Below are 12,874 nucleotides of genomic sequence, written 5' to 3' on the forward strand. Positions count from 1 at the left end.
CAAACCCCCACCCCTGTCAATACAAAACCGCGCAGCTGGTTTCTACCCCCACACCACCACCCCTCCACCACCCCACCACACACCCACAACCCACCAGCCGGACACCCGCCCCCCCGACCTAGCAGCCGGAAACCTCGCAACCCCAAAAGCCCCAGAGGCCCCACCAGCCACCTCAACACAGCACGCCACCAAATCCCCAGCAGCTTTGAAACCCGGTAACTCCGCACCCCGACTGACACCAGCTGCACCGCGGGCCCACAACCGGGGGAACCAGGCAGACCACACGCACCCGTCGCCCTCCAAGCACGCGGGCCCACTCGAACACCGGCATAGACAGAGGCGCCACGATGCGGGACCGGACGGGACACCAACAGCCCACAACGCCAAGTCAACAGACACGGCACCACCCACCCCGGCCCCCTGGAGGCCGCACCCGACAAGGCGACAGAGCCGGACTCGCGGACGCCGGTCATCCGAACCTCTCCAGCGACGCGAGCACCGGCCGGATGCTGCCCCCCCCCAGACCTGAGCACCCGTTACTGCAACGGTGAATCTGCGTCAGCAGACCGTGCAGCCATCTCACCGACCCGGACCGCCCGCCGGGGCAATCCGGGACTCGACAACGGATGGCCGGTACGGCAAACCCATCCAAGCGGGCGCCCGAACTCCACTACCGACCCCACCCCCTGTGGCGCCCCACCCCAAGCCAGACCAGACCCACAGACAACCCGGGTTCACCGACCCGGACGGTTGACCCAGCCTAAAAACCGCGTGAACGGTTTTTAAACAGCCGCGCCCACCCACCCCGGAGCACACAACCGTCCCTGTGACGCCTGGACCCGCGCCCTCGACTCACCCCCGCCTTCCGGCCAAAGCCCCAACCCTGCCATCCCGCCGACGCCCTGGGAGCCATCGAGGTGACCACCCGTCCGCCCCCACCCACCGACAAGCGGAACGCGTCATACCCCAGCCGCCCCCAAGATCCGGCATGCCCCAGCCCTGGAGATCAAACCGGCAAGTTGGTTTTATACGCCGACGGGAAATCATTCTTGACGGGAGTCACCAGTGAGCAAGCAGGAACGGGCCACCCGTACCCGCAACGCCCTCATCCTCTCCGCCTCCACCCTCTTCGACCAACGCGGCTATACCCGCACCAGCTTGGAAGAGATAAGCGCCCGTGCCGGCGTCAGCCGCGGTGCCCTGCACTTCCACTTCCCCAACAAGGCGGCCCTCGCTGACGCCATCGAGCAAACCGCAGTCCGCACCCTCCACCACACCGCCCACCCCACAGCCCCTACCAAGGTGAGCGCCCTACAGCACCTCATGGACCTCACTCACCGCATGATCCACCTTCTCCACCACGACATCACCGTCCGCGCCGCATTCCGCCTCACTCACGACCCCGGCCCTCGCACCCACGACCTCCGCAACCAATGGCACACCTACATCCATCAACTCACCACCCAAGCCGCCCGAGAACACACCCTGACCCCCCAAACCACCCCTGAAGCCCTTACCACCACCATCACCGTCACCACGACCGGCCTCGAAGTCCTCACCCGCACCAACCCGCACATGCTCACCCCCACCCCCCTCACTCACTTCTGGCAACTTCTGCTCCCGACCATCACCCACCCCCACACGCTTGCCACCCTCCACCCCAACGGCAGCCCCGCACCCGCCGACACCGCCAAGACCGCCAAATAGCAGCCCTGCACAGCCACCCCTCGGCAAGTCACGATCACGCCCCGCCCTGCACGCCTAGCGCTACCTCCCCACACAGCGACGGGCGCACCCATGCCAACCAACCGCTGGACAGACTCGGGGCGCAGGCTCGGGAACGGAGGTTCGGAGCCGAGGCTCGAGAAAGGGAGCGGAGCCTGTCGACGCCGCGGGCGGGGGCAGGGGCGAGGGCCGGGCGGTGCGGAGTCAGCTGTCGCCTTCGCCAGTCCGCTTCCCCTTCGCTCACCGAACCGCCGACCCGGTCAGCAAGTAGTCAAGATCCAGCAATGCGACCTCTGTTATCGAACAGGCACGCTAGGCTACCGGCAGGTCGTCACGCCTCGGCGGGAACGGCGTTGCAGCGGCATGTGCCGCCCGAGGCAAGGAGGATGCTCCAGATGACGCAGGGTCAGGGTTCGCTTGCGGGGAAGGTCGCCCTTATCACCGGGGCGAGCAGTGGGATCGGCGCCGCGGCGGCCCGGGTGTTCACGCGGGAGGGCGCGCAGGTGGTGCTCATATCCCGGCGGGAGGACCGGCTCCAGGCCCTGGTCAAGGAGTTGCACGCCGAGGGGGCAGAGGCTGCTTCCTACTGCGTCGCGGACGTGCAGGTCGCCGCCGACATGCGGCGGGCCGTCGACTTCGCGGTGGAGACCTACGGGCAATTGGACGTCGCGTTCAACAACGCGGGAGCAGCCGTGGCGAAGAGCCCGCTGCACCTCATGGACGACGCTGCCTACGACCTCATCATGGACACCAACGTCCGCGGAGTGTGGAACTGCCTGCGCCCCGAGATCGGCGCCATGCTGGAGAGCGGCGGCGGAGCGATCGTGAACACGAGCAGCGTGGCCGGCCTGGTCGCGACCTCGGTCGCGGCCCCTTACATCGCCTCCAAGCACGCCGTGGTCGGACTGACCAAGGTCGCCGCGGTCGAGTACGCGCCCAGCAACATCCGCGTCAACGCCATTGCTCCGGGCCTCGCCCGCTCCGAAATGGTCGAGGACTGGTTCGCCCGCTTCCCCGGACAGGAAGCCAAGAGCAAAGCCTCCTCCCCGCAGAACCGCATGGCCGAACCCGAGGAGATCGCGGAGGCCGCCGCCTGGCTGTGCAGCGACCGCGCCTCCTTCGTCACCGGCGCCACCGTGCCCGTCGACGGTGGCGCCACCGCCTGGTAGCCACCTCCTCGGCATCCAATCAGGTACCCGACCAACCAAGTACTCCAGCAGGCCAGCACCGCGACGACCACAGTGCGCATTCCACCTGAGGCCTGAAGCCGAAGACCTGAAGCTGAAGCAAATGCGAACACTGACGCGAGCGCAGCCCAGCCGCAACGCAGGCACAGGCACAGGCACAGGCACAGACAAGGCTGGCCTGAGCAATGCCAGCGCAAAGCAAGCTCAGGCTCAGCTCAGCTCAGTTAAGTACAGGCTGGTCGGCGTCAGTTGATGGATTGGTCGAGGAGACCAGGACAGGCTGAGGGACGGACACCGCCTGTGCGTACAAGCGTGCTCCCCGGTCAGGGGCGAGGTCGAGACGGGCCAGGACCGCGGGCACCGTGATCGCCGGTATCACGTGGTCGTAGAGCACCGAGATACGCCGCTCGACGTCCGCCAGCCCACTCTCGAGCTGGGAGAAGAGCTGCACCCCGTGAAAAGAGCTGACCATGAGCTCCGCGGTCTGCCGGGGCACCACGTGGGAAAGGATCTCCCCGCGGTCCTTGGCCTCGGCGAGCGTCTGGGCGGACAGCTCTATCCAGGCCGGCCAGGCACTGCCATAGTGCTCCCGGCCCTGCGGGTCGGAAGAGAGCACCGCACCGGCTCGTGCCACCGGGTCACGCGGCAGCCGGTGTGCGAGCAACAGCCCCGCGTCCACCCACTCCTGGACCTTCAGATCCTGTGGCGGCCCCGCGTAGGCGACCTGCGCCTGCAGCACTCCGCGCGCCAAGGCTTCCTTGGAGTCAAAGTGGAAATACAACGCGCCCTTGGTGACCCCGGCCTCCTGGAGGATGTCCGACACCGTGGCCGCCGAATATCCATGCTCGGCAAAGACCGTCGCAGCCGCCTCCAGTACTGCGCGGCGGGTTCTGACAGCACGCTCCTGCTGCGCCACGTGACCTCCCCTGCACTCGTGCCCGTATCGGGTATGCAGCGGACCCGAAAAAGAAACCGTCGTGGAGGTACCTTACCCACAACACCACCTGCGGACCCGACCGGGATCTTTCCCCACCGTTCTCCTTGGCTCCACCCGCCCGACAAATCGACACTCAACCCACCAAGGCACCCTCTTCACAAGGGCAACTCACGCCAAACGTCGCCTCCCCACTCACGCATCGCCCCACTCACACACCGTTCTCTGGGCCCCGGCACGTGGGGGGAGTGACACGGCAATGAGGTTCGGATCGTGGACCGTTGACCGGGCGACGACCGCACGCAGGCCGGAACGAGACCTTTGCCGACGCCGGCCGCTGAGCAACCGGCCCCCCGAAGGAGAAGGGGCGCATAGCAGTGAGGATGATGGACGCCATTCACGCCACGCAGGGCTGGCTGATGGCCGGTATCGCACCAGCAGACCAGCCGCGCTCACGACGGCGTGCGGTCCGGCAGGTCGAGCGGGCCACCACGGCGCACTCCCATGAGCCCGCGCCTCGCTCCCACCTACCCCATTTCAGCTCGACACGGCGAGGCGCCAGCTGCACACCCGTCCCCTCAGGGCGAGTTGGGCCATCGGGCCCGGGGAGCGTACATGCGTGCGGCTTGCCGCGTACGCTCCCCAGGCCTCCTGCGTACGCTCCTCAGCTCTGCCGCGAACGCTCGTCCGGCCAGTTGCGTCCGGCCGCCGCCTCCGCGTCCACCCTGCGCAGCAGCTCCTCGTCGATCTCGTCCAGCGATCGGACCACATGACGCACGCCGACCTGCTCCATCAACGGCCGCTGGTACCCGTACTCGTAGTCGCTGGGGTGCCCGATGAACGCCACGCCGAGCTCCCGTGCCGTCTGCGCCACCCGTGCCACATCGTCAATGAAAAGCACCTGGTCGAAACGGAGCCGGAAGACATCCTCGGTGATCTCCCGGATACCCGGACGGAAATCATTGGTGCACACATACACCGGCTCGTCGAAATACTCCGCCAAATCACCCAGATAGCGGTCGAAGTGCGCACGCTCCAAACCGCCGTAACACACGGTCCGCACGCCGAACGACCGCAGCCTTTCCATCAGCCGATGCGCGCCTTCCAGCACCCGCACCGGGTGCTCCAGCAGATAGCGCTCCCGCTCCTCGAAATACGCGGTCAGCAAGTCCTCCGCAGTGCCCCCCAATACGTCCGCCGCCGCCTGCGCTGCAACTCGCTGCGACTGCGACAACAGCGCCTGCTCCAACCCAGGTCCGTACTGACCGCCCCGCGACTCCACCAAGCGGCGGATCACCGGGCCGAAACTGTCATTCAGCAACACCCCGTCAATATTTACTGCCACCAGGCTCAGGTGCGCCAACCCCTTCGGACGTCCTCCCTCATGAACGCGCGAATCCGAGCCGACCGCTCCAGCCTCGACCAGATCCGAGCCGACCGAACCAACCTCAGACGAACCCTGATGACCCACCACGCCAACCCCCACAATCTGACGACCGATGCACAACAAACCCAAACAAGCCCAACTGGACGCGCCCCGAACAGACTTGACCTTGGAGCAACCCAACAGCCGCGCTCAGCCAGGGACCCCAGCCTCGCCACCCCAACCGGCAAGCAGCCGCTCAGGCCTGGCGGAGCAGCCCGGCCCGCACCAAGCAAACCAGAGCTGAACAGTCCCGCAACCTCCCGAAGCCAACGAACCGGCGGGTGATCCGAACGGGGACTATACGGACAGGCAGCAAGAAAGGCAGCAGGGAGCGGACCGGAGTTACAGCGGACAACAGGCGGACAGGGGACAGTGGGCAGGCGGAGTGATGGCCGGTCGGGCAAGGACCGATCAACGCGAAAGCATAACAAGGGAACCGGACTGCCGGTTTTCCATGGATAAGCGGACGGAATAATTCCCCTTTCACAGAAAACTCCAGACCGCCTCCCACCAGGAACGCAACTCACCATCACTACTCAGCGTCACAGAAACTCGAATCTCCAGGAGCCCCATTTACCCTGTGCCCAACCCGTGTAATCGCCACCAACCCTTGAAAAGGAAACCGGTGGGTATGTATGTTATGGCGTCACTTTCATTCACCTCCGGGGGAGAGGTTCATGAGCAGCAGTCTCGCCATGCCCGAGTCGAAAGACGCCCAGGGCAACCGCAACACCCACACCGCCCGCATCGACGGTCAGCCGGCCCAACTACCCCGGCTCACCACGACCGTTCCCGCGGAATACGTCCACCGCGCCGCCCTCGCCGAAGTCTTCCTCACCGACTGCGAAAAAACCGGTGAGAGCTCCTTCGTCCTCACCGGCCAGTGGCCCCGCGCCCACACCTTCTTCACCACGTCGGACGGACGCCACCACGATCACCTCCTGGCCTGCGAGACCTTTCGCCAGACCGGCATCTACCTGGCCCACGCCGAGTTCGGCATACCGCTGGGCCACAAATTCGTCATGCAGGACCTGACCGTCACCACCCACCCGGAACACCTGGTGATCGGCACCACCCCCACCAATATCACCCTGAACACCACAGTCACCCGCGTTGGCCGCAGTCCCAACTTCAGCGTCAGTCTCGCCATCGTCAATCAGCACCACCACACCCTCGCCACTGGCTACGGCCACTTCACCTGCATATCCCCGGCTGCCTACCAGCGTCTGCGCGCCGCCAACCCCACCAACCCCCACTCCACCAACCCCACTGACCACACCCTCGAAGCCCTCGAGCACACCCCTATTCACCAAGACCCCACCACTTACGGCAGGGTCCACACCCGCGACCTCGTGCTCGCCCCCACCCACGAGCCCCACCGGTACCGCCTCAACCCCGACCCCACCCACCCCATCCTCTTCGACCACGACGGTGACCACATTCCCGGCATGGTCCTCATCGAGGCGGCCCGCCAAGCCACCCACCCCCACCCTCCGACCACCCATCTCACGCACAGCCACACCGAGTGGCACCACTACGTCGAACTCAACACCCCCTGCCACATCACCACTACTCCCCCCACCACAACCATCACCCCCACCGGTCACACCACCACGCAGACCGTGACCAGCCACCAGAACAACCACGCCACCCACACCACGACCCTCACTCACACCACCACTCACACGCCCACGTAGACCAGCAGCAGCAACACTTCCCCCCACCCTTCCCGGGCCCATCCACACAGCACGGACCGCCGGCGGGCCCCACCCTGTCGGCGGCTACACCGCGATTGCCGGTCCGTGCTCAGCGCGCCCACGTTCCAGCTCAGTCCGTGTACGTCCCTGCCCCCACCCTGAGTGCGCCTCAGGCCCCACCAGGGATGACCACTTGCATTCACGCACGCGCCGAAATGGCCGTGCCTGCTGCCAGTCGGCTGACCTCCCGTCAGCGAGTGAGGTGACTGAGCAGAGGTGCCCGCGCGGCGGGACGGCCAGGTTCACAGTGACGCCATCGGCGCCGGCCAACACCTCCCGGCCGGACGCGACCGGACGGGACCGGACCCGACCGGACCGACGTGGCGACGGCCCCGGCCCGGCCCGGCCCGGCCCGGTTCCAGCGACCCTGACCTGCAGCGACGAGTCACCGCCCCATAGAATTCGGGGCGAGTACGCGGATATCCAGACCCCGGACCGCCGCCGGCGCCCCCGTCCCTGCCGACCCCGAGGGAAGCCGGGCCGACTCCTGCCCGCCTGCCCCGCCGTCCGGGCCTCCCGCCGGACCAGCCCCCGGAACACCACTGTCTTGAGCACCGAAGCAGTCACCGAAGAAATCACCGAAACAGTCATAGACGCAAAGCCGTCCCCGTCTCCGTCCCCCGCCTCGTGCCCCGCGTCATCCTCGTCCACCCGGTCCCGCATCCGCGCTCGTCTCGCCGGGCGCGCGCCCGCCCCGCCGCCGGCCGGTACTGCGCTGCACAACGTCAGCGTCGCCACCGCCGTGCTCCTGGCCCTGGTGGCCATTGGCTCCCTCATTCATGAGCCCGTGCTCATACCCCCGCTCGCCGCGTCCGCCGCGATCATTCACGGTGCGCCGAGGCTGCCGCTGGCCCAGCCACGCAGTGTGATCGCCGGCCATCTGCTGTGCGCCGCCGTCGGATATGCGGTCGTCGCCGCCTCGGGCAGCTCGCCGTGGGCGGCGGCCATGGCCGCCGGGGTCAGCTTGGCCGTGATGACCGTGGCTCGGACCCCGCACTCCCCCGCGTGCGCGACCGCCGTCGTCATCGTCCTCAACACACCGCGGCCCACGACCTTCGTGCCTCTGCTCGTGGGCTCCGCCACTCTCCTCGTCCTCGTGGGCTGGGCCGCCTCGTGCGCCCGCCCCAGCGCGCCGCGCTACCCCGCCTACTGGTGGTGACCCGGGCCGCCGGCCGACCGATCAGACCGCGGGTGTCACACACGCATAGCGGACCCACCACAGTGCCCCCCCGCAGCGCCCGGGTGTCGAGCACCTCGCGGAAAATCGTGTGACCCGGCGGGCCGGGCGCGTTATCGTCGGCTGCATGAACGTCACCGGCCCACGCAACACCGCGACCGCGCGAGCGACCAGCTCGCCGGTTGCCGCCGCCTGACGTCTTTCCTTCTTTCCATCGGCGACCGGAAACGGCCCGCCGATGTTCCCGTGGCCCCTGGCTCTCTCGCCGGCTCCCTCGCCACGATCCGACGACCGCGCGGACCCGTTGTCCGGTGCCTCCCCCGCTCGTACACGCGAAGGAGCCACCTCATGAACACCGACTCGGTAATCAGCACGTTCGTCGAGTACTTCCAGGAGCGCGGCCATCACCGCATCACCGGGTCGACTCTGCTGCCGCCGCCCGGGGATTCCGTCCTGTTCACCACTTCGGGCATGCACCCCCTCACCCCCTATCTGGAGGGGCGCCCGCACCCACTTGGCAGCCGGCTCGTCAATGTGCAGCGCTGTCTGCGCACGACGGACCTCGAAGAAGTCGGGGATCCCACCCATCTGACCGTCTTCGAGATGCTCGGCACCTGGTCACTCGGCGACTACGAAGGGCCGCAGAGTCTCCACTGGGGATACGAATTGCTCACCGAGGGCCTCGGCATCGATCCCCGCATGATGCACACCACGGTCTTCGGCGGCGACGACCGCACCGGGCCGGACACCTCTTCCCTGGAAGTGTGGGAAGAGCTCGGGGTTCCAGTGGAGTTGACCGTGGAGGACAACTGGTGGTCCAACGGGCCGACCGGCCCCTGCGGTCCTGATTCCGAGATCTTCCTGTGGACCGGCGACACCCCGCCCCGGTCGACGCCCACGCATGACGACCGCTGGGTGGAGGTGTGGAACCACGTCACGATGCGCTACCGCAGGCTTGTCGACGGTTCGCTTGTGCCGCTCCCTCAGCAGAATGTCGACACGGGGCTTGGCTTGGAGCGGCTGGTCTCGTTGCTGCAGGGCAAGTCGTCGGTCTTCGAGTGCGATGTCTTCGATCCCTGGCGTCTGCTGGTGCCGGGGCTGTGGCAGCTCGACGAACCGTCGCTGCGGATCGTCTGCGATCACCTGCGTTCGGCCGTGGTCGTGATCGGCGACGGGGTGCGCCCGAGCAACACCGGTCGCGGCTACGTGGTGCGCCGTCTGATCCGGCGCCTGCTCACCGTGCTGTGGCGCGACGATCCCACACGCGGGCTCGGCGACCTGCCTGGCGATCTGATCCAGCACACTCTGGACCACTTCCACCAGGACGTGGACCCCGTCGACGTACGCGTCATCCTGCTCGACGAGGAGCGCCGGTTCCGTCGGCTTCTTGAGCGCGGGCAGCGGATCCTCGCCCAGCCCCGTTTCCAAGGGCCTCTCGACGAGGAGGACTTGCACTATCTGCACGACACCCATGGCCTGCCGCGCGACCTCGTCCTGAGCCTGCGTTCGGAGGGACGAGGGCCTGATGCCTGAGGAGCCGGAAGCCGGAAGCCGGAAGCTTAGGGACCTGAGAGCCTGAGGATCTGACCGCGCTGCTGCTGGTCCGGCTGTCCGACCCGGGTGGCCCGGGGACGGCCGGACCAGCAGCAATATGCCGCCGCATCTCCTCGAAGCTGCTCCGAGCTGCTCGAAATCTCAGAGTCTCAGCAGGCCGCCCACCCACCAGTCGTGCGGCTTGCCGTCGTTGGCGATTGCGCGGTTCCTCAGTGTTCCTTCCACGGTGAAGCCCAGCTTCTCGGCGACGGCGCGCGAGCCGGTGTTGCCGACCATGGCCCACCACTCGATGCGGTGGACGTCGAGTGTGGCCCATCCCCAGTCGCACAGCGCTCGCGCGGCCTCGACCGAATAGCCGTGGCCACGCTGCTCCTTGACGGCCCAGTAGCCGAGTTCGAAGACGCCCCGACTCATCCGGGTGAGGCAGTACGTACCGACGAACGCCCCACTGCCCTTGCGGAAGGCACCAAGGTTGTAGTCCTTGTCCGTGGCCCAGCCAGCCGGCCACTCCTCGCAGACGCTCTTCTCGGCGTGCTCGCGCCGGTATGGCACCGGAACCGGCGTGTAGTACTGAATGTCCTCGTCCTGGCAGGCGTGATACACCGCGTCCACGTCACCGGGCGTGAAGGCCCGCAGCACCAGACGGTCGGTCTCTCGAGTCACCGGATCCATTGCGGCAGTATGAACATCTTCCGCCGATGGCGGCCAGGGATTATCCCGTAGAGGTGTCGAGCACTCCGGCCACCAGGCGGCGGGCGTACGCGGCGTCGTGGCCGGTCGGACGGAAGAGGATGCGGTACATCACCGGGGCGACGACGTGGTCCAGGACCGTCTCGACGTCAGGGACGGCCTCGCCGCGGTCGGCCGCACGCGCCAGAATGACGTCGATCTGTTCGGCAGCGTAGGCAGAGCACTGCCCCGCGTTGCTGCCATCGGGATCGCCGAGCAGCGCGTCGCGGATGTAGGCCCGGCCTGCGGAGGACGACATCTCGTCGAGGAACTGCTCCGCCCAGGCTTCGAGATCGGATGTCAGGTCCCCTCGGTCGTCCGGCGGCGCCTCGGGCCGCAGGCGCTCGACCGCCACATCCGACAGGAGCGCCTGCAGGTCGCCCCAGCGGCGATAGATGGTCGAGGGGGTGACTTCGGCGCGGGCGGCGATCAGTGGAACCGTCAGTGCGTCACGGCCCACCTCGGCCGCGAGCTCGCGCACGGCGGTGTGCACCGCTTCTTGTACTCGGGCGCTGCGCCCGCCCGGGCGCGCCATCGGCTTACGACTCACGTCACCACCTTAGAGCGAATCCGTCACATGGCTGAATGTGTGATGTGTGTGCTGTCGAGGGCACGTCTGCACACACGTCGTGACAGCGCACACGTCGTATGTGTAGGCGTCGTATGTGTAGACGTCGTGTGTGCAGACGTCGTGACAGCGCGCATGACGTGACAGCACGCGCGTCGCGACAGCACTCACGCAGGGTGCCGCGCCCAGTACCCGTCAGAGAGCCACTGCCGCCGGGGCGAACGAGTGGGCAGGGGCTGTCCGCTCGTAGGCATGACCCACTCGCAGGAGCACGGCCTCGGTGAGCGGGCGGCCGAGGAGCTGCATGCCGATGGGCATGCCCGCGCGGTCGCGGCCGACCGGCACGGACAGTGCCGGTACGCCGGTGATGTCGGCGGGGGCGGACAGGCGTACATAGGCATCGGAGACGCTCTCCGAAGTGCCGTCGGCCCAGGAGATCGTCTTCTGTTCCGAGCGCACCGCGGTCGCGGGAACGGTCGGCGCGGCGACCACGTCGACCTCGTCCAGCATGCGCAGCCAGGCCTGGCGCATGAGCGTGCGGGCTCGTTGCGCGCGCAGGTAGTCGCCGGCTGACATGAGAGCGCCGGCTTCCAGGAGGATCCGGACGTCGGCGCCGTACTGTCCGGGGTCCGAGCGCAGGGTCCGCTCGTGGTAGGCGGTGGCTTCCGGGACCATGAGGCCCCATTGCGTGGCCTGGACGTACCGGGTCATCGGGGTCTCGACCTCGACGAGAGTCGCGCCGAGGGTTTCCAGTTGGGCGACGGCGGTTCGCACGGCGACCTCGACCTCGGGGTCGACGTGGTCGAAGTAGTAGTTCCGGGGGACGCCGACTCGCAGGCCTGTCAGGTCCGTGCCCGGGGTCGGCCGGTAGTCCACGGGAGGCAGGGAGAGGCTGGCGGGGTCGCGCGGGTCGTGTCCGGCGAGGACGGACATCGCCAGGGCCGCGTCCTCGACGGTACGGGTCAGGGGGCCGACGTGGTCCAGCGTCCAGGACAGGGACGTCACGCCGTGCCGGGGAACGAGACCGTACGTGGGCTTGAGGCCGACGACGCCGTTCAGCGCGGCCGGCACGCGGATCGACCCGCCCGTGTCGGTCCCCAGGGCGAAGGTCGCCGCACCCGCCGCCACCGCGACGGCCGAACCGCCGCTGGAGCCGCCGGCCACCCGTTCCAGGTCCCAGGCGTTGTTGGTCTGCGGCGTGGTCAGTCCGTAGGCGAACTCGTGGGTGTGGGTCTTGCCCACCAGGGCGGTGCCGGCCGCGGCCAGGCGCGCCGCGACCGCACTGTCGGCGTCCGCCCGGTGGTCCGCCCGGACCCGGGAGCTGGCCGTGGTCGCCACACCGGCGACGTCGATGAGGTCCTTCAGCGCCACGGGGATTCCGTGCAGCGGGCCCCTCAAGTGCCCGGCGGCGACTTCGCGTTCGGCATCGCGCGCCGCGACACGTGCCCGCTCCGCCGTCACTGTGACGTAGGCCTGGAGGTGGGGTTCCGTCTGCTCGATCCGGTTCAGTACCGAGTCGACGAGTTCCACGGGCGAGAGTCGACGCGCCTGTATCTCGTCCGCGGCAGCGGCGAGGGACAGCTCATACGGCTGCATGGTGGTTCTCCTCCGGGGTGTGGTGGGTGGTGGGCTGAGGCGACGGAGGGACCGGGGTCGGCGGGAGCAAGGACGGTGGAAGCGGGGGCGGCGGGGTGGGTGGGGTGTCCGCGAAGTCCAGTTCGCGGAGGAGGGCGACGACGGAGTGGATGTGGTCCGCCGTGGCGGCGACGGCCTGGTGCCGATCTGTTGCCAGCGGGAGGCCGGCTCGCGCTGCCCAT

General features: G+C 67.9%; 10 protein-coding genes. 5 read left to right on the top strand and 5 right to left on the bottom strand.

Annotated features, from left to right (window positions below; translation table 11 throughout):
• The first annotated feature begins 1,065 nt into the window (after window positions 1–1,065).
• Window positions 1,066–1,707 carry a ScbR family autoregulator-binding transcription factor gene (locus ACH4D5_RS23845; protein WP_398306083.1) on the top strand — a complete coding sequence of 214 codons (642 nt, stop codon included), beginning with the start codon at window positions 1,066–1,068 and terminating at the stop codon, window positions 1,705–1,707.
• Window positions 1,708–2,120: 413 nt separating this feature from the next.
• Window positions 2,121–2,894, top strand: a complete 774-nt coding sequence (locus ACH4D5_RS23850; protein ID WP_398306086.1) for a glucose 1-dehydrogenase — start codon at window positions 2,121–2,123, stop codon at window positions 2,892–2,894.
• A 238-nt stretch (window positions 2,895–3,132) separates the two neighbouring features.
• Here the strand turns inward: ACH4D5_RS23850 and ACH4D5_RS23855 are convergent, their stop codons facing one another.
• Window positions 3,133–3,828, bottom strand: a complete 696-nt coding sequence (locus ACH4D5_RS23855; protein WP_398306089.1) for a ScbR family autoregulator-binding transcription factor — start codon at window positions 3,826–3,828, stop codon at window positions 3,133–3,135.
• 682 nt (window positions 3,829–4,510) lie between these two features.
• Window positions 4,511–5,320 carry an HAD family hydrolase gene (locus ACH4D5_RS23860; protein ID WP_398306092.1) on the bottom strand — a complete coding sequence of 270 codons (810 nt, stop codon included), beginning with the start codon at window positions 5,318–5,320 and terminating at the stop codon, window positions 4,511–4,513.
• 629 nt (window positions 5,321–5,949) lie between these two features.
• Here ACH4D5_RS23860 and ACH4D5_RS23865 point away from each other — a divergent pair.
• The 3 genes from ACH4D5_RS23865 (at window position 5,950) to ACH4D5_RS23875 (ending at window position 9,739) form a co-directional block, all read left to right on the top strand.
• Window positions 5,950–6,969 carry a ScbA/BarX family gamma-butyrolactone biosynthesis protein gene (locus tag ACH4D5_RS23865; RefSeq protein ID WP_398306095.1) on the top strand — a complete coding sequence of 340 codons (1,020 nt, stop codon included), beginning with the start codon at window positions 5,950–5,952 and terminating at the stop codon, window positions 6,967–6,969.
• Window positions 6,970–7,816: 847 nt separating this feature from the next.
• A complete protein-coding gene (locus ACH4D5_RS23870) occupies window positions 7,817–8,188 on the top strand; it encodes an HPP family protein (protein ID WP_398306098.1) in 372 nt (123 codons plus the stop codon).
• Between the two features lie 366 nt (window positions 8,189–8,554).
• Window positions 8,555–9,739 (top strand): alanine--tRNA ligase-related protein, encoded by a 1,185-nt coding sequence (locus ACH4D5_RS23875; RefSeq protein WP_398306101.1) that lies wholly within the window; start codon window positions 8,555–8,557, stop codon window positions 9,737–9,739.
• Window positions 9,740–9,901: 162 nt separating this feature from the next.
• Here ACH4D5_RS23875 and ACH4D5_RS23880 read toward each other — a convergent pair whose 3' ends face one another.
• The 3 genes from ACH4D5_RS23880 to ACH4D5_RS23890 form a co-directional block, all read right to left on the bottom strand.
• Window positions 9,902–10,432, bottom strand: coding sequence for a GNAT family N-acetyltransferase (locus tag ACH4D5_RS23880; protein WP_398306104.1), 531 nt, complete (start codon window positions 10,430–10,432; stop codon window positions 9,902–9,904).
• Window positions 10,433–10,472: 40 nt separating this feature from the next.
• Window positions 10,473–11,024 (bottom strand): TetR/AcrR family transcriptional regulator, encoded by a 552-nt coding sequence (locus ACH4D5_RS23885; RefSeq protein ID WP_398307051.1) that lies wholly within the window; start codon window positions 11,022–11,024, stop codon window positions 10,473–10,475.
• A 228-nt stretch (window positions 11,025–11,252) separates the two neighbouring features.
• Window positions 11,253–12,653 (bottom strand): amidase, encoded by a 1,401-nt coding sequence (locus ACH4D5_RS23890; protein WP_398306107.1) that lies wholly within the window; start codon window positions 12,651–12,653, stop codon window positions 11,253–11,255.
• Between the last annotated feature and the right edge of the window lie 221 nt (window positions 12,654–12,874).

This window comes from Streptomyces sp. NPDC018029 (assembly GCF_044327655.1).
GTDB lineage: Bacteria > Actinomycetota > Actinomycetes > Streptomycetales > Streptomycetaceae > Streptomyces.

What these genes read in the sequence shown, in the direction of transcription:
- ACH4D5_RS23850 (WP_398306086.1), top strand. Translation starts at nt 2,121, where the DNA reads ATGACGCAGGGTCAGGGTTCGCTTGCGGGGAAGGTCGCCCTTATCACC.
- ACH4D5_RS23885 (WP_398307051.1), bottom strand. Translation starts at nt 11,024, where the DNA reads ATGGCGCGCCCGGGCGGGCGCAGCGCCCGAGTACAAGAAGCGGTGCAC.
- ACH4D5_RS23880 (WP_398306104.1), bottom strand. Translation starts at nt 10,432, where the DNA reads ATGGATCCGGTGACTCGAGAGACCGACCGTCTGGTGCTGCGGGCCTTC.
- ACH4D5_RS23865 (WP_398306095.1), top strand. Translation starts at nt 5,950, where the DNA reads ATGAGCAGCAGTCTCGCCATGCCCGAGTCGAAAGACGCCCAGGGCAAC.
- ACH4D5_RS23875 (WP_398306101.1), top strand. Translation starts at nt 8,555, where the DNA reads ATGAACACCGACTCGGTAATCAGCACGTTCGTCGAGTACTTCCAGGAG.
- ACH4D5_RS23890 (WP_398306107.1), bottom strand. Translation starts at nt 12,653, where the DNA reads ATGCAGCCGTATGAGCTGTCCCTCGCCGCTGCCGCGGACGAGATACAG.